The sequence below is a fragment of the Staphylococcus sp. mip270_02 genome (genome assembly GCF_054031535.1).
Map to the genome: position 1 here is coordinate 2,558,393 of NZ_CM132934.1, position 18,183 is coordinate 2,576,575.

The 18,183-nt window shown below is 33.7% G+C and carries 37 protein-coding genes; 2 read left to right on the top strand and 35 right to left on the bottom strand.

Annotation, left to right across the window (positions count from 1 at the left end; translation table 11 throughout):
- Positions 1-6: 6 nt before the first annotated feature.
- The 20 genes from ACW5YJ_RS12165 to ACW5YJ_RS12260 all read right to left on the bottom strand — a co-directional run bounded on the left by ACW5YJ_RS12165 (position 7) and on the right by ACW5YJ_RS12260 (position 11,394).
- A complete protein-coding gene (locus ACW5YJ_RS12165) occupies positions 7-171 on the bottom strand; it encodes a hypothetical protein (protein WP_457338218.1) in 165 nt (54 codons plus the stop codon).
- 41 nt (positions 172-212) lie between these two features.
- Positions 213-563 carry a phage tail assembly chaperone G gene (gene gpG / locus ACW5YJ_RS12170; RefSeq protein ID WP_457338219.1) on the bottom strand — a complete coding sequence of 117 codons (351 nt, stop codon included), beginning with the start codon at positions 561-563 and terminating at the stop codon, positions 213-215.
- 67 nt (positions 564-630) lie between these two features.
- Positions 631-1,161, bottom strand: coding sequence for an Ig-like domain-containing protein (locus ACW5YJ_RS12175; RefSeq protein ID WP_457338220.1), 531 nt, complete (start codon positions 1,159-1,161; stop codon positions 631-633).
- A gap of 24 nt (positions 1,162-1,185) precedes the next feature.
- Positions 1,186-1,479 carry a Ras family protein gene (locus ACW5YJ_RS12180; protein ID WP_457338221.1) on the bottom strand — a complete coding sequence of 98 codons (294 nt, stop codon included), beginning with the start codon at positions 1,477-1,479 and terminating at the stop codon, positions 1,186-1,188.
- 96 nt (positions 1,480-1,575) lie between these two features.
- Positions 1,576-2,205, bottom strand: a complete 630-nt coding sequence (locus ACW5YJ_RS12185; RefSeq protein ID WP_432720470.1) for a major tail protein — start codon at positions 2,203-2,205, stop codon at positions 1,576-1,578.
- 33 nt (positions 2,206-2,238) lie between these two features.
- Positions 2,239-2,634 carry a hypothetical protein gene (locus tag ACW5YJ_RS12190; protein WP_108909381.1) on the bottom strand — a complete coding sequence of 132 codons (396 nt, stop codon included), beginning with the start codon at positions 2,632-2,634 and terminating at the stop codon, positions 2,239-2,241.
- Positions 2,631-3,056, bottom strand: coding sequence for a hypothetical protein (locus ACW5YJ_RS12195; protein ID WP_457338222.1), 426 nt, complete (start codon positions 3,054-3,056; stop codon positions 2,631-2,633). Before ACW5YJ_RS12195 ends, ACW5YJ_RS12190 begins: the two co-directional genes overlap by 4 nt.
- Positions 3,049-3,342: a hypothetical protein gene (locus ACW5YJ_RS12200; protein WP_457338223.1), complete on the bottom strand. Its 294-nt coding sequence runs from the start codon at positions 3,340-3,342 to the stop codon at positions 3,049-3,051. Before ACW5YJ_RS12200 ends, ACW5YJ_RS12195 begins: the two co-directional genes overlap by 8 nt.
- A gap of 47 nt (positions 3,343-3,389) precedes the next feature.
- Positions 3,390-3,677 carry a head-tail connector protein gene (locus ACW5YJ_RS12205; RefSeq protein ID WP_432720476.1) on the bottom strand — a complete coding sequence of 96 codons (288 nt, stop codon included), beginning with the start codon at positions 3,675-3,677 and terminating at the stop codon, positions 3,390-3,392.
- Between the two features lie 72 nt (positions 3,678-3,749).
- On the bottom strand, positions 3,750-4,925 hold the full coding sequence (locus ACW5YJ_RS12210) for a phage major capsid protein (RefSeq protein ID WP_457338224.1): 1,176 nt from the start codon (positions 4,923-4,925) through the stop codon (positions 3,750-3,752).
- Positions 4,926-4,940: 15 nt separating this feature from the next.
- Positions 4,941-5,711, bottom strand: a complete 771-nt coding sequence (locus tag ACW5YJ_RS12215; protein WP_457338225.1) for a head maturation protease, ClpP-related — start codon at positions 5,709-5,711, stop codon at positions 4,941-4,943.
- Complete coding sequence (locus ACW5YJ_RS12220; RefSeq protein ID WP_457338226.1) at positions 5,662-6,933, bottom strand: phage portal protein; 1,272 nt, start codon at positions 6,931-6,933, stop codon at positions 5,662-5,664. The genes ACW5YJ_RS12215 and ACW5YJ_RS12220 overlap by 50 nt, the downstream gene beginning before the upstream one ends.
- Positions 6,934-6,936: 3 nt before the next feature.
- Complete coding sequence (locus tag ACW5YJ_RS12225; protein ID WP_457338227.1) at positions 6,937-8,631, bottom strand: terminase large subunit; 1,695 nt, start codon at positions 8,629-8,631, stop codon at positions 6,937-6,939.
- Positions 8,621-8,929 carry a P27 family phage terminase small subunit gene (locus tag ACW5YJ_RS12230; RefSeq protein WP_107556242.1) on the bottom strand — a complete coding sequence of 103 codons (309 nt, stop codon included), beginning with the start codon at positions 8,927-8,929 and terminating at the stop codon, positions 8,621-8,623. The genes ACW5YJ_RS12225 and ACW5YJ_RS12230 overlap by 11 nt, the downstream gene beginning before the upstream one ends.
- Positions 8,930-9,028: 99 nt before the next feature.
- Positions 9,029-9,355: an HNH endonuclease gene (locus ACW5YJ_RS12235; protein ID WP_277582889.1), complete on the bottom strand. Its 327-nt coding sequence runs from the start codon at positions 9,353-9,355 to the stop codon at positions 9,029-9,031.
- Between the two features lie 561 nt (positions 9,356-9,916).
- Positions 9,917-10,411 (bottom strand): hypothetical protein, encoded by a 495-nt coding sequence (locus ACW5YJ_RS12240; protein ID WP_457338228.1) that lies wholly within the window; start codon positions 10,409-10,411, stop codon positions 9,917-9,919.
- A 58-nt stretch (positions 10,412-10,469) separates the two neighbouring features.
- Positions 10,470-10,718, bottom strand: a complete 249-nt coding sequence (locus tag ACW5YJ_RS12245) for a hypothetical protein (RefSeq protein ID WP_457338229.1) — start codon at positions 10,716-10,718, stop codon at positions 10,470-10,472.
- Between the two features lie 13 nt (positions 10,719-10,731).
- Positions 10,732-10,878, bottom strand: a complete 147-nt coding sequence (gene rinB / locus ACW5YJ_RS12250) for a transcriptional activator RinB (RefSeq protein WP_457338230.1) — start codon at positions 10,876-10,878, stop codon at positions 10,732-10,734.
- On the bottom strand, positions 10,875-11,186 hold the full coding sequence (locus ACW5YJ_RS12255; protein WP_457338231.1) for a hypothetical protein: 312 nt from the start codon (positions 11,184-11,186) through the stop codon (positions 10,875-10,877). The genes rinB and ACW5YJ_RS12255 overlap by 4 nt, the downstream gene beginning before the upstream one ends.
- 13 nt (positions 11,187-11,199) lie before the next feature.
- Positions 11,200-11,394: a DUF1381 domain-containing protein gene (locus tag ACW5YJ_RS12260; protein WP_457338232.1), complete on the bottom strand. Its 195-nt coding sequence runs from the start codon at positions 11,392-11,394 to the stop codon at positions 11,200-11,202.
- Positions 11,395-11,496: 102 nt separating this feature from the next.
- Between ACW5YJ_RS12260 and ACW5YJ_RS12265 the strand changes: the two genes are divergently transcribed.
- Positions 11,497-11,829 carry a magnetosome magnetite crystal formation protein family gene (locus tag ACW5YJ_RS12265; RefSeq protein ID WP_457338233.1) on the top strand — a complete coding sequence of 111 codons (333 nt, stop codon included), beginning with the start codon at positions 11,497-11,499 and terminating at the stop codon, positions 11,827-11,829.
- 69 nt (positions 11,830-11,898) lie between these two features.
- Here ACW5YJ_RS12265 and ACW5YJ_RS12270 read toward each other — a convergent pair whose 3' ends face one another.
- A complete protein-coding gene (locus ACW5YJ_RS12270; protein ID WP_326006521.1) occupies positions 11,899-12,198 on the bottom strand; it encodes a MazG-like family protein in 300 nt (99 codons plus the stop codon).
- Between the two features lie 58 nt (positions 12,199-12,256).
- Between ACW5YJ_RS12270 and ACW5YJ_RS12275 the strand changes: the two genes are divergently transcribed.
- A complete protein-coding gene (locus ACW5YJ_RS12275; protein ID WP_457338234.1) occupies positions 12,257-12,565 on the top strand; it encodes a hypothetical protein in 309 nt (102 codons plus the stop codon).
- A 197-nt stretch (positions 12,566-12,762) separates the two neighbouring features.
- On the opposite strand, the gene ACW5YJ_RS12280 is transcribed toward ACW5YJ_RS12275, so the two are convergent.
- The 14 genes from ACW5YJ_RS12280 to ACW5YJ_RS12345 all read right to left on the bottom strand — a co-directional run bounded on the left by ACW5YJ_RS12280 (position 12,763) and on the right by ACW5YJ_RS12345 (position 18,164).
- Positions 12,763-13,002, bottom strand: coding sequence for a hypothetical protein (locus tag ACW5YJ_RS12280; protein WP_457338235.1), 240 nt, complete (start codon positions 13,000-13,002; stop codon positions 12,763-12,765).
- Positions 12,992-13,231, bottom strand: coding sequence for a hypothetical protein (locus ACW5YJ_RS12285; RefSeq protein WP_457338236.1), 240 nt, complete (start codon positions 13,229-13,231; stop codon positions 12,992-12,994). Before ACW5YJ_RS12285 ends, ACW5YJ_RS12280 begins: the two co-directional genes overlap by 11 nt.
- Before the next feature lie 6 nt (positions 13,232-13,237).
- Positions 13,238-13,417: a hypothetical protein gene (locus ACW5YJ_RS12290; RefSeq protein WP_358246326.1), complete on the bottom strand. Its 180-nt coding sequence runs from the start codon at positions 13,415-13,417 to the stop codon at positions 13,238-13,240.
- Positions 13,418-13,430: 13 nt separating this feature from the next.
- Positions 13,431-13,622 carry a hypothetical protein gene (locus ACW5YJ_RS12295; RefSeq protein WP_457338237.1) on the bottom strand — a complete coding sequence of 64 codons (192 nt, stop codon included), beginning with the start codon at positions 13,620-13,622 and terminating at the stop codon, positions 13,431-13,433.
- Positions 13,623-14,054, bottom strand: a complete 432-nt coding sequence (locus tag ACW5YJ_RS12300) for a hypothetical protein (RefSeq protein ID WP_457338238.1) — start codon at positions 14,052-14,054, stop codon at positions 13,623-13,625. It abuts the gene before it with no gap.
- Positions 14,055-14,123: 69 nt separating this feature from the next.
- A complete protein-coding gene (locus ACW5YJ_RS12305) occupies positions 14,124-14,609 on the bottom strand; it encodes a hypothetical protein (RefSeq protein ID WP_457338239.1) in 486 nt (161 codons plus the stop codon).
- Entirely contained in the window at positions 14,610-14,960 is a 351-nt protein-coding gene (locus ACW5YJ_RS12310) for an SA1788 family PVL leukocidin-associated protein (RefSeq protein ID WP_457338240.1), read from the bottom strand.
- A complete protein-coding gene (locus ACW5YJ_RS12315; protein WP_327620665.1) occupies positions 14,960-15,148 on the bottom strand; it encodes a hypothetical protein in 189 nt (62 codons plus the stop codon). Before ACW5YJ_RS12315 ends, ACW5YJ_RS12310 begins: the two co-directional genes overlap by 1 nt.
- 4 nt (positions 15,149-15,152) lie before the next feature.
- Positions 15,153-15,557 (bottom strand): DUF1064 domain-containing protein, encoded by a 405-nt coding sequence (locus ACW5YJ_RS12320; RefSeq protein WP_457338241.1) that lies wholly within the window; start codon positions 15,555-15,557, stop codon positions 15,153-15,155.
- A gap of 11 nt (positions 15,558-15,568) precedes the next feature.
- Positions 15,569-15,781: a hypothetical protein gene (locus ACW5YJ_RS12325; RefSeq protein ID WP_457338242.1), complete on the bottom strand. Its 213-nt coding sequence runs from the start codon at positions 15,779-15,781 to the stop codon at positions 15,569-15,571.
- A complete protein-coding gene (locus ACW5YJ_RS12330) occupies positions 15,782-15,955 on the bottom strand; it encodes a hypothetical protein (protein ID WP_457338243.1) in 174 nt (57 codons plus the stop codon). It abuts the gene before it with no gap.
- Positions 15,949-16,722: an ATP-binding protein gene (locus ACW5YJ_RS12335; RefSeq protein ID WP_457338244.1), complete on the bottom strand. Its 774-nt coding sequence runs from the start codon at positions 16,720-16,722 to the stop codon at positions 15,949-15,951. Before ACW5YJ_RS12335 ends, ACW5YJ_RS12330 begins: the two co-directional genes overlap by 7 nt.
- Before the next feature lie 10 nt (positions 16,723-16,732).
- Entirely contained in the window at positions 16,733-17,500 is a 768-nt protein-coding gene (locus ACW5YJ_RS12340; RefSeq protein ID WP_457338245.1) for a conserved phage C-terminal domain-containing protein, read from the bottom strand.
- Entirely contained in the window at positions 17,493-18,164 is a 672-nt protein-coding gene (locus ACW5YJ_RS12345; protein WP_457338246.1) for a putative HNHc nuclease, read from the bottom strand. Before ACW5YJ_RS12345 ends, ACW5YJ_RS12340 begins: the two co-directional genes overlap by 8 nt.
- Positions 18,165-18,183 lie beyond the last annotated feature (19 nt).

Here is an 18,183-nt window from a genome sequence, read left to right on the forward strand (position 1 = left end):
TCTTACCTATCCATTCAATAGTTTAATTATGCCTTTACCTTTGATGACTTCTTGGTCTTTTTTAGGCTTAGTTTGTTGTTCACCTTCGTTATCATTGCCACTTAGAAACGCAAATAATTCTAAGTAAGGTTGTTCTTTAGCTTCTGTTAAAGTCCAACCAAAATTTTTCATACAAAATTCATACGCATTTCTAAATCTTGATAAAATTTCTTTTATTGAACTTGTTCCTCTGTCTTTCCCTCTTGGCTTGTTTCATCTTCTGAATCTGTTTCATCTTCGCCGCTGATTTCTCGAAATATTTCACCTAACACATGAGCATATGTTTTTGTACCCATGTTGTTTAAAACATCCTCTTCTGTTAACCCTTGTTTTTCAAACAAACTAACTAAGTAATCACGTTCCATTTTTCTAACTTTTTTCATATCTGGTTTTTCTTTATTCACTTCTTTTTCGCGACTTTCCATCCATTCATAAAAACGTTCTGCTTCGCCCATTGTGATAACATCTTTTGAATAGCTTTCTACTTTACCTGTTTCTTGGTTTTTAATTTCAAATTTGATCATATTGTTGTCTCCTTAAAGTTAATTATTTTTGTATACAAAAATAGGCGACCGAAGTCGCCTTGTTTATTTATTCTGCTGATACATCTGCATCATTTTCATTTGCTTCTACTTCTACATTATCGGGTTCTTCTGGTGCAGATTCTTCTTCAGTTTCAACTGTGACGGCACATGTTGCTTTTTTATTGCCGTCCTCAGTACTAGCTTCAATGTTAGCTGTACCGTCTGCAATCGCTGTAATTGTACCATCTTCATTTACTGTAGCTACATCTCTATTGGATGATGCATAAGCTACACCTTTATTAGTCGCAGTCGATGGCGCAACCGTTGGTTGAATAGTTTCTGTATCTCCGACATTTAGCGTTAAACTTTCTTTATCAAGGGAAACGCCTGTTACTTTAATTGGATTTGTTTTAAATCCTGGTACATCTGTTTTGTCAGATTCGCCATTATCGTTACTAAAAGCAGCTTGATACGTTCCTGCTTCATACGCTGTGTCTGCGTCCAGACCTTCAATCGTAACGTTAGCTTTACCATCTTCACCACGTTCAGCGCTTGCGACTACTTTATCATTTTTATAAATTTTTAAAATGTCTGCCATTTAAAAGCCTCCTAATAATTTAATTTATATACGTCCTGGACTAACAAATCCTTCTTTAGTAAAAAGTATACGTCCATTATTCATATCTGATTCTTTTATATAAGCAATGTTGAATTTATAGCCGCCACTCATTACATCACCTTTACTAGTCTTCCAGTTAAAATCTACTTCGTTAATATAATCTATTTTATTTCCATTAAATATAATTTCTGGCACATCGTCATCATCATATACTCGAATAGTTAATTGCGGTTTTATTTTTTTATTTTCTCTAAACTTTCTTTTTAATCGTTCTTTTAATTTTTGAAGCACACTCATTCAAACACCTCGTTTATTCTTTGATTTATAGACCCCTATTCTGCAGAAATAACAGCCGACTTACTTTTAGCTGTTACCCCTACATTTTGGGGTGCCTTAGGGCGTTTCTACTTCTTCGTTATCGTTTGAATTGCCACTGTCTGGTGTTTCGCCTTCTCCAACGTTTTCGTAATCAGGGAATACACTTTGGAATAATTCATCTGAACCTTCTTTACCAACGTGGTAACCATAAATACGTGAATTGCCATCAATTGTGCGCGCAATCCAATCACCTGTGAGTTGTTGTGGTTCTGGTTCTTCTGCTTCTTTTGGTGTTGTCTTCCATTCGATAGACTCAAGACTCATTGTCCCTTTAGTTAGGGCAAGATATACAGGTTCGCCTGATAATAAATCTTCTGATTCACCAATTAACGCAACATAAGGTGCACGTGTTTTCTCGCCCACCCACGAAGTACCGTTTTTATCTAAATCACGACCTAAAACGGCATCTAAATCTTTATCTGGTACATTAAATACATCCAGTTCTGATTGAACTTCGCCTGTCCCTTGTTTCTTAGACCATACCGTCTTATTTGAAGCACGCATTTCAACTTTCTCAGGCGCTAAACCTGAAATATTAAGGTTTACCGTACCACCTTTTTCATCTTTCCATGTCATTAATTGTTTAATTTTTTCATCTTCATCAAAAATACCTACATGTACTTTTTCAAATCCTACTACTGCCATATTTTTTTCCTCCTTGAATTAAAAAGAACGCATCTACTCGACGCGTTCACCTTTGTAATATTTGTTTTTAGGTATGCCACGATATCTACGTGACATCACATACCTTTGTGTTGCTTTAAAATAGTCATCTAATTGTGATGATGCTTGATTTAAATTTACGTTTGATAGTAAATAACGAATCCGTTTGGTTATATCTATCGTTTGTTGGTGGTTATAAGCTTCCACATCGACTTGAAAAAAATAAGTCTCCGATAAATATTTATCAGAAACATATGTGCTTGGACGATCTAATATCGGAGTTAAAACAACAAATGCGTCGCTCGTATCATCCACTTCCGTTACTTCATAATAATAAATACGATTGTTCACTTCTGATGCGAGTATAGGGTCATTAATAATGATATTTTTAATGTATTTGAGTATATTCAATTTCTGTTCAACTCTCTTCGTATGATGCCACGGTATTTGGTTTGTGATGCATCTAACGTTTTGGCAATGACACCGTACCCTTGTGGTGTATACTTTTTACCGTTTCGTGTATAGCCATGTTCGTTAAGATGAATGATATTTTTTCTTTCCTTAGGACCTTCCCAATGAATCATAATCCGTCGTTGACCAGCAACCGTTTCAGGATTACCTCGTTTCATTTCTTGTATGGTCGCCCCTGTATCTTTAAAATCTTCAAGTTGATATTTGAGTTCTTCTTTTAAAAAGTCAGATGCTTCAATTAATGCTTTATCATTCTTTACTTGCATTGCTTTTTGACCAAATTTTGCTTCCATCTTTTTCATTAACTCTTTTTCGCCTTTAAGCTTTACATCGTATATACCATTGATTTTAGGTTTACTCATTTTCAGCTACCACCACCGTAATATAACCTGCTTTTGGTTTATCAAATCGAATGTCGTATATGTTAAATAGTTGTGTTTCAAATCGATAATCTTTCACTTTAATTGTATGTTGATAACTCGGGATAAATTGTCGTTGAGCGTCTCTCATTATAAATGTAAAACCTTGGGTTTTACCGTTTGTCGTTAGAACTTGTCTGTCTTTAATGGAATTATCATATTTTTCAACTTTACAACTATAAACCTCTTTTTCTTCTAAATCATCTGGGTAAGGGCCTGTTTTAACCATGTCATAAAAAGTTAAGTACGTATTAAAGTTTTTAAATTGCACTTAAATCACCAAACTTTCAACTTAAGAATAAACGATTGTAAGATTCTGTCATTAAACCCTTTATTTTCACGTTCATACTCAACAAAGCCACGAGTCTCATAATCGCGCGAAACAATATAATTAATCGCTTGGCAATATAAAGGATACGCCTCATCATTATGATCGTACTGAGGCACACCACTTAAACTTAATTCAGACTTAGCACTTAGAATCATATCTTCTAACGTATCATTTTCGATGTCATAATCTATGTTTAACCATCTTTTGATGCGTAATAATTCACTTTGATTCATCAAAACCACCCCTATTCAGCAGAAATAGAGACGGATTTCGCTCTCGTCTCTACTTCTACCTTTTGGGGTTTGTTAGGGTGTATTCGTGTCTTCAGAACCACCATCAACTTTAGCGATACGGAACGCACTATCTAATGTACGTTGTTGATCATACCAAGCAGTTAAGACGAATAAGTATTCACCTTTTTTAACATCTTTATCCGTATCAAATGTTGTATCATCGTAATTAATGCCAAAGTAATTAAAATCTCCAATAATTGGTTTAACTGCATTATCTGTAAATACGACAGGCTTACCAAAGACTTTTTCAGCTGGTGTATCAAAGAAATTCGTTGTACCGTTGGATAGATCTCTTAAAATTTTCACATAGTCAGCATAACGCATATAAATTGTCGCATTATCACGATAGTCTTCATGTAAATCAGCTAAAGCATTAATAATTGCATCATAATAATTATCGCCTTGTACTTCTTTCACATCTCCACTATAAAATGACATATATTTTAATCCTTCTTTAGGATTTAAAGCAAAAGCGTCTTTACGTTCTTTATCAGCTAAACCTGAACGTAATGCATTTTCTACCCAATTAACTAGTTCTACATCTGAACCATGGATAACGGTATCTGAAACAGTGGCTAAAACTTTAGACTTATTCGTTCCAAATTTTACTGTATCGCCTTTTAATGCCATTTCTTTGGCTGTTTCAACGTCTGAAATAAAGTCATCGTCATCTAACGTATATGAAATACGTGGGATTTCTAACCCTTTAATGTTAGTTAGACGTGCTTTTTCTCTCAATTGGTTACGTGCGAATGGTTCAGAAATCAATTCTTTTGATAATGTCGTCGGTAAGAATTTATCACCGCCTGTATCATTACCTGTCGGTAAAGCATGTAATAAGCGTTGTGCTTGTTCTGTAGGTTTACTATATTCTTTAGGGTTTAAAGCATATCTATAAAATTCAGCTTTCGCTTTAACTTTTTTATCATCTTCACTTAACGTTTGATATACTGAAGTTTTTTCCATATCTTGTTGTGCTTTTTCAGCTTGTTTTTGTTCCACGTCACTTTTTCTTTTCTCTAAAATATCATATCTTTGTTGGAGAATATCTACATCTTTTTCAAGCTGTTTTACACTTTCAAACGCTACATTTGGATCACCAGCTTTTTGAGATAACTCGTTATTTTTATTTTTTAATTGTTCTCCTACTTCTCCTAGAGATTGTTTCAATTCGTATAATGTAGACATAAATATGTCTCCTTTCTATTTATAAAGTAATTTTAAATTTTCTGCATTTTGTTTTATTATTTCTCTTGATTCTTTTTCTACTTGTGTCATTGTTTCTTGAGGTGTCTCAACCATATTATCTTTCTGAATATCTGAAATAGTTGTAATTTTATCAACATCTTGCTCAATATTTTCAGGTACGTGTTTAAACATTTGATAACTATCTTTTGAAATACTGGCAGCTATTTCACTTGCGCCTAATATTTCATCTGCTAGTCCTTTTTCTAATGCTTCATCTGCCGTTAACCAAGTTTCAGCTTCAAGCAATTGTTTAAGTTCTTCTTCAGATAAGTTCGTCGCTTTATCTAAATAAGCGTTATTACTTGATTGGTCTGTTTTATCTAATAAATCTGCCGTTTGTCGTAAGTCTTTCGAATTACCTAAGGTCATAATCCAAGAGTTATGAATCATCATAAAGCTATTTTTGTGCATAAAAATAGTGTCACCGCTCATTGCGATAACACTTGCGATGGATGCCGCTAAGGCATCGACATAAATATTTACTTTTGCTTTATGCATTTTTAACATGTTGTATATCGCATGACCTTCGAAAACATTACCACCAGCTGAATTGATATGAACATCTATCTCAGATACATCACCGAGTTGATTGAGTTCGTTTTTAAAATCGACAGCAGTGACATCTGTTTCGTCCCATTTACTTGAAACAATATCACCATAAATATAAATTTCACCTTTATTCTGTGTCTTTTTGTTCATCTGAAAGTAAGTCTTTGTCTTGTCCATGATTGTCACCCCCTTTCGATGTATTTCTTTGTTCTGGTGGTGTATTAATTGGATATAAGTCACCACTGATTAACGGCACATCGCCACCTTCAACGGGTGGTAAATCTTCCCATGACCTAATATCGTTAACCGTATAATAACCACTACGTACAGCTTTAAAATAAACTTCAGCTTGCGTTTTACTATCTGCACGTAAGAACGATTTAACACTAAATTTGAAGTAATAACCCATCGTCCGTCGATATTTAGTCAATAATTTGCGATTAAATTCTTCTTCATACTGCTTAATGATAGGTAGTAACGTATGTTGTAAATAATAACGGTCGAGTTCTTCATTTGATTTAAAGGTCATTGCGTTATTCGCATTTAAAAATACCGATGGTATCTGAAATACATTCGCAATACGTTCCCTGGTTAAATTTTCGGTCGCCACAATATCCTCAGATACATATTTTTTATTTAGTGGATCAATTTCAACCCCGGGTTCTTGGAATAAAACCCCACCATTTTCTTCATAGAATTCTTTAAAGTTTTGGACAACTGCTTTTCGCTTCTCATCGGAGACATTTGTCCCGTATTTAAGTACAAATGATTCAGGTTTCTCCATCTCTTTTAGATTGAAATTTCGAATGGCATTATCAAAATCCGTTGTATTCTTTAACACATCAATAGGACTAACGCCTTGAACCATATTCGAACCAACAATATGTTTGAAATGCATCATATCTGTATTGTGAATAATTAGTTTATTATCTGTAGCTGCGTGAATACTGTAATAAATATCTTTTGATGTATTTTCAATTAATATTTCAACGATATCTGGATTAATTAAATAGAGTTTATTAGGTTGATGGTAAATATCACGTTCAATTAACACATAGGCATTCCCTTTTTCATTTCGACATGTTTCAATTTGATTAATGAAATCAAAACTACTAATTGAGCCATTCGGCGTATCTGTAATGAGTAAAGAAATATCATTGGTGACTGATTCATAGTTTTTATAAAGCTTAATAGGAATACTCGCCATTGAATTAGATAATTTAGTAATAGCCGCAAATATCGTTTCATTGGTTTCTAAAGTGTTATTAATAACACCCCAAAAATTTTTATTACGCCAAGGCGAAAAGTCATAAAGCTTTTGCCTGCTCTGGTCTACCCAATTATCTATTAATTTTTGTTTCACCTTACTGAGTAAATTTTGTTTAGCGATTGCTTTCACCTCCTAACTCAGTAATTCTTTCATACTAATAAACTCAATATTGCCATTACCTGCGTCTGTAACCACTTTATTCATAATGTCAGTGTAAGTATTTAATAACGCTGCAAAACCATCGATTTTGCGATAACGATTTTGTTTCGTTGGTAACCAATTATCATTACGATCTTTAGTTAATTGGACATTATTGATATACCAGCGCATCATTGGGTTATTATTAAAAATAACTTTGCCATCTAAAAACAACTCATTTAGGTCTTTTAAAGCTGGACTTAAAGTAATCGCGCCTTGTCTTGTTTCTTCTGTTTCAAAACCATAATTTTTTAATTCTTGATTGAGTTTAAAAGCATTCGCACGGTCATACGTTATTTTTTCAACAGGATAATATTGATTCATTTGTGTAATCCAATCATAAACTTGTTGATAATCAACGTATTGTCCAGGTGTTATTGTTAAATAACCTTCCTCTTGCCATTCTCTAAAGGGTATTTTTTCATTGGCGTATTTAACGCGCTCTTCTGGCACCCACGAATGAGAAATAACCGCTATATTACCATCATCTAAGGCAAAAGTAGCGCAAGCCGCAGTGAAATCTTGTGTTTCAGATAAATCATAACCAATCGTACAAGGTTTCCCTTTGAGTTCTTCTAAATCAATCACTTTGTTATTCTTCTTAAGTGTTTCATAATCTAAGAAACTCATTTCATCATCGTTCGCAAATATATTAAAACGCTTGGTTATAAAATCTCCACGTTCCGCTGGAACGCGCTTCGCTTTTTCCCAGTCCTCTTTCATCGTTTCTAAATCAATTGATACACCCAAATTGGGATTTGCTTTTGCCCAATTTTCTGGGTTATCTAAATCATCTTCTTTATCTAAAGAAGCTAAGAAATAAAAGGTACGTTCATCTTCAACTACACCATTTAAAGTATCTTCACCAGCACCAACCATATCAACTAAAGGGCCATCTAACTGATAACCCGCCGTTGTAATATAAACTAGTAAAGGTTGCTTTCTTGATTGTCGAGAGTTTTTTATAACAGAAATCAATTTATAATCTTTGTATTCATGTATCTCATCAAACACACCAATATGTGTATTTAAACCATCTAACTTCTCACTATCTGCTGCTTGGGGTTCAATTTTCGAATTTGTTTTATCGTAATATATGGCGTCTCTTCTTGGTCTGAAATTTTTATTTAATTTAGGTGATGCTTTTATCATCTTGGTCGATTCATCAAATAATAATCGTGCTTGTTTCATACCGTTAGCTAGTAGAACAACATCTGCCCCGGGTTCGCCATCTTCTGAAGCACCGTATGTGGTTAAACCTGATATCAAAGTCGTCTTACCATTTTTACGTCCAACAAAAACGACGCCTTCTTTAAAGCGTCGTAAACGTGTTTCTTTATCTACCCAACCAAACAAGGAACCAATAATAAAATGTTGCCATGGTTGTAATATGAGCTGTCCGTATTCGCCTTTCGAAGGTTTACAGAACTTTTCAATAAATCTTATTGGTTTATGTCCTTTTTCTTCATCAAATTCCCACCGATGATTGTCATTTTTGAGGTAATTTAAATGCCTTTGGCATTCTTTTCTAACGTATTCATTTGCCGTAATATTACCTCTAACGACTTGTTGCGCGTACCATGTGGTGAGTAGCTTAGGTGAAGGTTTATTCAATACTTTAATAGTCACCAAAACCGTCCTCCTCTGATTCAACAATTTTTTCTCTTTGCGCTGCGGTTAATCCTAATGACTTTAATAAATTATTTAGCGTCTGTACCGTTTTTGTTAATTCAATACTTAATGGGTTTTTAACTAAATTCGTAGCGCCTGCTTTATTCGTATGTTCATACATAAGCTGAGATTCTTCGAGTTCATCTCTTAATCGACAATAAAATTTATAAGTCTCTAAATAGAGATCTATTAAAATATCATCTGAAGTTTGATAACCATCGATATAACTGACTAATTGCTTTTTTGTTAATTTCAACCTTAACCCCCCTTTCATGAAAAAATCGTCTGTGTTGCGAACGCTTCAACTGTCCGCGGTCTCTTTATTTCTTTTTCTCAAAAGAAAAACCAGGGGGCATCAAAGTTTTATCGTTCGCACTTTTCTTTCTACATTTTCTGTTGTAAAAACTTCCTCTTCATCTTTCGCATGAATTCTATTGTGACACTTTGAGCAAACACACATGAGATTATCTAAATCTAATGCTTTTTGAAAATCACTTTTAACATAAATCATATGATGAACTAACTCAGCATCTGTATATCTATGTTTTCTTAAACACATTTGACACAAATGATTGTCTCTTTCTAATGCCATGTGTCTCAATGTATGCCAGTCTTTAGACTTGTATAACCTCTTGGTTTCCTTTGTTAGTTCATCACTATCTATTAATCCTTTGTTGTATATATACTTGCCATACCATTCATGTATCACTTGCATAACGTGTTGCTTATTGTGTCTATCACTAACGTTTAACCTTCGCTTACACGCTTCTAATGATGTATCCATTTGTTTGTACTGTGTATTAAAGTGTGTCTCTACCTTGTCTTGTAATGTGTAAGATAAGTATGTCGTAATGAGATATAGTGTACCCTCTGTTGTTTGTTTAGCATGGTCTATCATCTTATTTCTTATGGCCATGACTAACTTATGTGCATTATCATTGTGTTGTTGATACTGACTATTTGTTATTGCTTGCGTCAATGCATCGTAATCGAATACTAAATCGATATCCTGCATTACGTTATTAACATATGTTGTCTTGCCACTCATTGGTGCACCGTACACAACTACTATCCTCATACTTATTCACTCCCTTACTATTAATCTCTACAACAAAAAGAGACACACCCGCGGAATGGATGTGTCTCGATATAATATAGTATTGTTATTTATAATTGTTAGCACCATTTGTATTCCAACAATATTGCTATATATATTATACAAAATGCTAATGATAATTACTAATTAGTGTTGATAGTGCTTATCTTGTTGATTGCGTTGATTGCGTTGATTGTGCTTATCTTGCATATTGTGCTTATCATGCTTGTTTGTTTGTGCATGCTTTTCTTGCTCTCGTAAGTATACGTTGATGATATCTTCCATACGACTATCGAAGTTAGTCCTACCTATATTCATTATCTTCTTAACTTCACTGGGACGTTTCCCTTTCTTAAACAAGTACAGCATATTAAGATTCTTATCATTGTCAATGTAGTATTCATACTTATTAATAAAATTAACTACTTCCAAGTGCTCATACAAAACTCTATACAACACATCATTCCGAGCGACGATTTCTAATACCTTATCACTTGTTCCTCCTTGTGCCTTAGGCATAGTGGCCTCCACGCCATACTGAGCAGTAGAGTTACTATCTAATTCATAACCTTCTTCAATTAGTACATTCTTTCTCCAATGATATTCATATATCATTTCCTCTATTTGTTCTGCAGTATACATGACTTACCTCCAGTTACTTTCTATTAAAGTTCTTGTGTACATCTGATTCATCCACATATTATTCATGAGTATGTATGTTACCAGTATTGTACGTTTTCATTTGTGATCTCTCTCGTAATGATTCACTTAATTTTTTAGGTCCTGTATGTGGCTTACTACTAAGCTCTCTCTTAGTCTCTTGTTGTAGTAATATATTTTGTTTGGATAGGTTAAATATCTTCTCGTTCTTTTTATCGTTCAACACAATCAAGCTAATGATTAACGCTATGATTACTATGCTGAATACAAAAGTTAGAATTACCCACATATGATTATCCTCCTTAATATTTTTTCCATGCATCTATTTCATCGTAACTAGGTAGCTCTACCATATCGTTAGCCTGTTTCTTAACTATGATTTCGTATGTGATTTCTTTACTTAGTTCATATAGCGCTATGATTAATAATGTTTTGAGTATACGTTTCATTTGTCGTCCTCCTTGTAACGCTCGAAGAACTCATCTTTACTTATAATATCCCAAGATGTATCTCCATAAATGGCAACATCGTCACCATAGTTATTCCATTTATAAAATATTTTACCTGGATATACTATCGCCGTTTCTTTATTAGGTATATAGTAATTCAATAATAAACACTCTTTACCATCCATGCGTGTAAGCAATGGCTCTGAACGCCCAATAAAATTGCATACCTCTTTAAAATTCTCTCTGCCTTTAAACTCAATGTATTCAACTTCATCTGGTCTTTTAATTGCTTTTTTAGTCATATTCACTCACTGTCCCTTCTTATATAAACATTGAATCTGTATCCCATCTTTTATCTTTACGAAATTCGAACTCTTCTAGATCATTCACTTTCTCTGCCGCCTCTTCCTTATTCTCTGCCTCAACCACAGTAAACGTTTCATTCTCTCGTGCTTGTGTAATGTGAGTGAAAGTGTGTCCGGTTGAATCGGTTAGCGTACGTATTAGGTGTTGCATAGCGTCACTCCTTTTAATATTCAAAAATATTTAATAAATATTTTTTTGATTATAAGTTTATTTAATTTTAATTAGGTTACTATAAAATTGGAGGTGTTATTTATGATTACAAATTCTACTCAATCCGAAAAATTATTATCTGCTCTATCGTATTTTAGTGTTTTCTTCGCTCCAATTATTTTTCCCATAGTCATTTGGGTTTTAGCAGACAAACCCGTTTCAAATCATGCAAAAAAATCTTTACTGTTCCACATCTTACCTTATGTCCTTATAGTTATTGGTTCAGCTATATTAGGATATAGCGGTATTGTTTCTAGTACAGCAGTAAGCATAATACTGTTAATAATTGGTTTTATAGCTCTTATTGGTGCAATTTATTTTGTAATTTATAACTTGTATTGTGGAATAAAAATATTAATAAATGACACTTTATAGTTGCCTGCCCCTACTTTGGGGCTTTTTCATTTCCTCAACACTTCCTTAACTTTTTCAACTATATCTTTCTTACAAGTCTGATTCTTTGATGAATGTTCCATTGATTGTCTTTCCTTTTCTTCCTTTGATTTCGTCATACGCGTACTGTAAACACTCCTCTAATGTCATTCCATGTTGTTGTGCCAATATAATTAATGTAACGACTGTATCGCCTATACCGTCTTTTAAATCGTCTAATTTGTTACGTGATAATGCTGCTCCAACTTCACCAGCTTCTTCATAGAATTTCAATGCCTGTCTATCTGGATTACCTTTGTCTAGGTTTTTATCTATACTCCATTGTTCTACTTGTTTTACTAATTCATTCATATTAATTAGCTCCTATTCTGGTATAATTTATTTATCTAAATATAAGGTGGTATTTATATTGAATTTATCAATGTTTATGAAATTACATATAGGTGTTAAAAAAGGTAAAGTTAAAATGACCTCTGATTATAAACATTTTGACTACATGTTTGATAAGAAATGGATTACACCCACAGTTGTTGATTTTGATAATCATTCATCTAAAAATTTTTTTATGATGATTCCCCAATATGGTGATACCGTAGAAATCACAAGAGAAGGGGAAGAAAAATATTATTCTGTTAGAAATTCTTGGTTGAAATGGATAGTAACTTCTATTATCGGTATTTTAGGAATCATAGGAACTTTAATAAAATTGCTATCGTAATAGAAGTGACACTAATCAAACTCACACTAGGTATTAAATCAGGAATTATAATGTTTTTATGATTACTTTTGTTTAATTCTCTATAGAGTTCATTTAGTTCTTTTAACTCACCATTTGAATATGTGGATGAGTTATTTTTATTTTTCAAGATCATGTACAAACGTTTTTCTAACTCCACTTTTAATTTATTATCCATCCTACTCGTCCCCCAAATCGCTTAGTAAGTTGCTAAATTCGTTTGTGCCGTCTAGTTCGTCCATATATCTTAATATATGCGCTAAATCTTTTTTACCGACTATTGCGTTAGCTAATTGGAATAAGTGGTGTTGACTGTTGGGTTTAGTTACTCGGTCTACAGTACGATGAAGTTTGATATATTCTTGCATTCTCATTTCTTTAAACTTTTGCCATGCGTCTTTATACTCTCTATCTTTCATCGTGTGCACTTCCTTGTTCAAAATTTCGCACCACTTTCAAAACATCGACCATCCAATCTTCTGGGTACTCAACATATGGCGCATTAACAGCCTTTACTATTTCATCAAACGACTTTGCTTTATCGTAATAAGCGCCTAACTCACCTTTCATAATTTCATCGAACGCCTTTGCTTTAGCATCTACTAAATCATTATTTAATTTTTCATATTTCTTTTTACTTATAATCACTCGCCATCACAACCATTCTTCTTCTAATTTAAGTAATTTCCAATCTTCTTCATCTTGGATAATACCTTTTAAATGTTCTACTTCTTCTTTTAGCTTTTCATTTTCTTCAGTTAACTCTTTGATATTTTGGCGACACTCATTTAATAGTTCTGTTTGTTCTTTACAAATCTCTTTTAAGGTACTCACTCGCCATCACTCCTTATTGATTAGGTAATCCATAGCTCATACATTCGTTGTACAATTCTTCTATTGCCATATCTGTTTTAAACTCTTCTATAATGTCATTTACTTCTTCGTTATTCATTTTTCTAACTTCTGCCTTTGAATACTCAGTGCTATTACATTGTTCCTGTAAAGATAAAACATATTCTACTTGTTTATCTGTAGCCATCTACTCCACCAGCCCTTTATCGTGTGTCCAGATCAAAGTCATTGTGAAGTCGTCGTTTAAAATGTAGAAGGCTAATGATTTACAACCGCCTTCGTCTTGTATCTGTTTTATAGTTCGGTCACAATGTTGCATTGCAAATGTATTCTTATTTTCATTTGAATATAGTTCTATGACTTTAGGTATCACTGTATCTTCCGTAATTTCTTCCTCGACTTCGAAAATAACAACACCAGATTTAGTTATTTTAATGTCTGGCAAATCACTAATTTTAGAGGGTGGTAAATGAATAGATACATCATATTCTCGTTCTGGGCTTCCTAACCAATAACCGTCTGACAACTCAACTGCATAACTTGAAAAACCAAAATTATCGACCATATACTTAGCGAACTCTCCACATGTCATTTCTACTTTACGTTTAATCTTCACCATTTATTCGTCCTCCTATAACAGATATCACTAATCTTTAAACTCTATAATATACTTATATCTTTAACTGAATTAATCCCAATTCTCATATGCACGTTCCAATGATTGTCTTGCTTTCTCACTATCATGTTCAAATATGTGTTCTATCGCTTTGCCTATATTGTATGCTGGTACTGCATCAAATCCTTCAACTACTTGTTCTATAAATTGAGCTCTTTCGGAATTATTTAATGGGATTACCCATTCACCTGGGTGTATGGTTTCTAATCTTTCGCTATTGATTACTCCGCAACTTCGCTTACGTTGTTGTACATCGTTGGATTGTTTATTTCTTTCGTTATACTTCTCGTCCAATAGTCTTGATGCATTAGGATGTGCCTTAATCCAATCCTCATTTATCCAAATGGAATCTTTTTGCCCATTTAATAGTTTTAAATCAACGCGTATTTGTTTTTCATTCATATCTTCTACTAAACTATCAACTTTACCGTGTTGTGATTGTCCATTTATCGCAATGTATTGAATCCAGTCACCAACTTTTAATGTTTCTTTTGACATTTATTTAACCACCTTTGGGAATATATCGTTTTTCATTAAATCAGCTACATATTTACTACGTGCATGTACTTGCGGTGTGCCATCGTACAACCAAGGGTGCTCGTTTCTGTGCTTCTCATCTTTAACTTTGGCTCTTATACGTCTAACTTGTGATTCCATTTGTTTAATTTTCTGATCTTCTCTATAATCAGTTAAGCGCATGTGTTTAGGTGCCTTACATGCTTCGTTTAATGTCCATCCATAAAGTAATCTTTTACTAATATAATTTTTGCTTAAATCATTCTTGTTCATACATTTAAGGTTTTCGCCCATAATTTCGTATGTTTTACCTTTAACATGTACTGATTCCATTAATCTTTCACCTCTGGTTCGCTAAATTCTATGAATGTACCATCTAAGTAATCATTAACGTGCTTATCCATGTCTTGACCAATCCACTCTAAAACTTCTTGTTCTTCTTCATTTGGTCGTTGGATATATGGCACTACTTTTTCGAATTTAGCGTAGTATTTAATTTTCATTGTTCCAGGTTCATTCATGCAATCACCTCTTAGCTTTCTTGCGTTCACTTCTTGCCTTTTTCAATTCTTCATATGTTATCCATGTTCGACCTGTATATTTAGGCGCTTCGCATATCCATATCAACGGTATGTCTGGATATTTATATCTAAAGTGTTTCGCTTTATATCTAGCAACATCTGTTGGCATACCTTTAACGTCTATGACTTCCAGCAGTCGCCCTTTATTCCATAATGCAAAATCAGCGACATATTCTGTTTTACGTTGTTTACCATTCTTAGGAATCAACTCATATCTTGGTTGTAGTTCGATATAATCTATTAACCCTTGTTCTTTTTGTCGTTGTAAATGTTGGTAGTATCTACATTCAACTTTGCTGTCGAACACGATACCTTTATATTCAACTTTCTTCGCATTATATTTACTCATGCTGTTCACTCCTACATGTAATCAAATATACTCGTTTGATCTGCACGCTCTAATTTGTATGTGCGTTTGATTTCTTCTAATCTTTCATCACTAATAATGTATTCATCTATGCCAAAATGATAATGCAATCCAAACACACGATTTCTATTATTATCTAACGGGATAACATCGATAGTTATATTACTGTTGCTTTGTTTTAATCTATATTCTGTACTCAATCCCATTTAGCACACCTCACGAATCGCGTCTGTTGTAGCGCGTTTTGCTTTCTCTGCGAATAAAAGTTCATCTAACATTGTTTCGTCTCCGTGTGCCCCATCTATAAACTTTTGTGCGTACATATCACTTAAATTAGGAGCTTCTAAAAAGTTTTTTACATATTCAATTGTTTTTACCATGCGTCTCTCTCCCTGTAGTCATCACCAAGCACTCTCACTTGGCGTGAATTATGTTTCATACGTGAATTGATTCGTTGCCAATTCATGTTTTGATTTAGTTCTTTATCACTAAAGTTGGTAGTGAAAATGTTATTCTTACCTACTCTGTTATCAACTATGCTAAATAGTTTGTTTAATGTATGTTCTGTGTTTTCTACACCTATATCGTCTAGTACAAGCAAGTCTACGTTGCTAAGTAATTTGACTAACTCGTCTGTAGTTTCAACTGCATTTTTATTGTAAGTAGCTTTGATACGATCCATTAACATTGGTATATGCATAAATGCTACCGAATAGCCTTTTGCTTTAACTGCTTTAGCAATGGCATAAGCTAGATGTGATTTACCTGTGCCATATGAGCCTTGCATGATTAATGACTTAGGTTTATCTATAGAAAATGTTTTAACGTACTCTATTGCTGTTTGTTTAGCATCTGTTTGTGATTGGTTTTGTGGTTGATAATTGTTCACTGTGACTTCTTGTAATGAATAGTTAACATTAGATTGATTAAATATATTATCGATTGCTTTCTGCTTACGTTTATTCTCTGCTTCTTTACCTGCTGCAATCATGCTGCACTCGCAACCATCACGATATTCGTAACCACTATCAAACTTGTGTAAATCGTACTTATTACCGCATTTCTCACAATACAGTGCTCTTTCTATTTCAGTAGCTTCATACTGCTTAAGTGTTTCCGTTATCCTAGGGCTTAACATTCTTTTCATTTAATCACTCCTAATCCCAATAACTAGGGTCGTGTTTCATACGTTCTAGTTGGTCTTGTCCTGTAGGTTGTGTTTCCTCTGTAAAGTCATTCATATAGCTTTCTTGACTTAAAAATGTTTTAGGGTACTTTTGATATTGTTTATTCGTAATCGTTTTAAGATATTCTCTAGTACCATTCATGATAGTTTCATAACTATGTTCTTTAAGTGCTGATTTAAATAAACTAAACGCTTTTTTCTTATCTAGCTTTTTATCATAAAGTTTCCACCATTCCTCAAAACGTTCACGCGTAACGTCAGTTGCGCTATTATTATCTGTAGAAGTCTCTGGAGTAATCTCTGTGTTAGTCTCTGGTATAGGTTTGTCCATTTTGTCCTCTTCCACTTGGTCATTTTGACCTATTCCATTTGGACAATTTGACCAATGCGTCTGGTCATTTTGACCACATCGTCTGTCCACTAGTTCTAATACTCTATAATCCACTGAATACCACTTTGTTTTGTCAAATCCTGCTTTATTATAATTTCCAGTAACAATTAATTTTTGTTTTTCAAGACTCGTAATAGTACGTCTAATGGTTCTATCACTCCAAAATGGAAATTGCTCTTGCCAACCTTTATACGTGTTATAAATCCATTTACAACCATCGTGATAGTGTTTACTGTTAGTTAACCAATAATGCATCTGTTGCAATACTATTGCTTCATTTAATCCAATCATTTCTGCTAGCTTCGGCAATACTAATATTGGATAATCATCAATAAGAAGCTTACTCATGTCTCTCACCTCTCAACATCTTATTCAGTTTTTCGTCTACATCCACCCAACTATCTTGTAAGTGGTATTTACTATTAAATGTATCGATGCCTATTTGATGTTGTTCTGTATGGTGTTTTCTGCATAAGGCTAATACTTTATTATTTGTATGATTTATTTTGCTTCTATTTCGTCCACTACCTACTGTTTGATAATGTGCTAAATCAGCATTTACAGCGCCACATATAACACAAGTTCGGTTAATGGTAGATTTGTATAGAAAGTATTTATCGTTGTTCATGAGGTCGCTTGTTTGCTTCCTCATCGGTATGTCATATTGGAATATAAAATCTAATATGAGTTCGATTAACTCGCTTGCTTGTCTTCGACTACAATTACTTAATGACATCGGTTCATAGCCATGTAAGAACTCTAATTGTTTTTGGAACATATATCTTAAATAGTCCATCGGTTGCCCGTAATGGTCGAATATATCTCTTATCATTGCGAATACTTTACGACGTTGTTTACCTGTTATCTTGTATGGATCAATTACATCTACATCACATTCAACTTCTAATCCATTATCAAGTAGTAGGAAATCTTTATTAGTTAGTTCTACACCCTCGATGACAGCAGTTGTCGTGCCGTCATCTTGTTGGATGTAACTTTTAATTATTGCCATTCAATCACCTTTAAGTTGT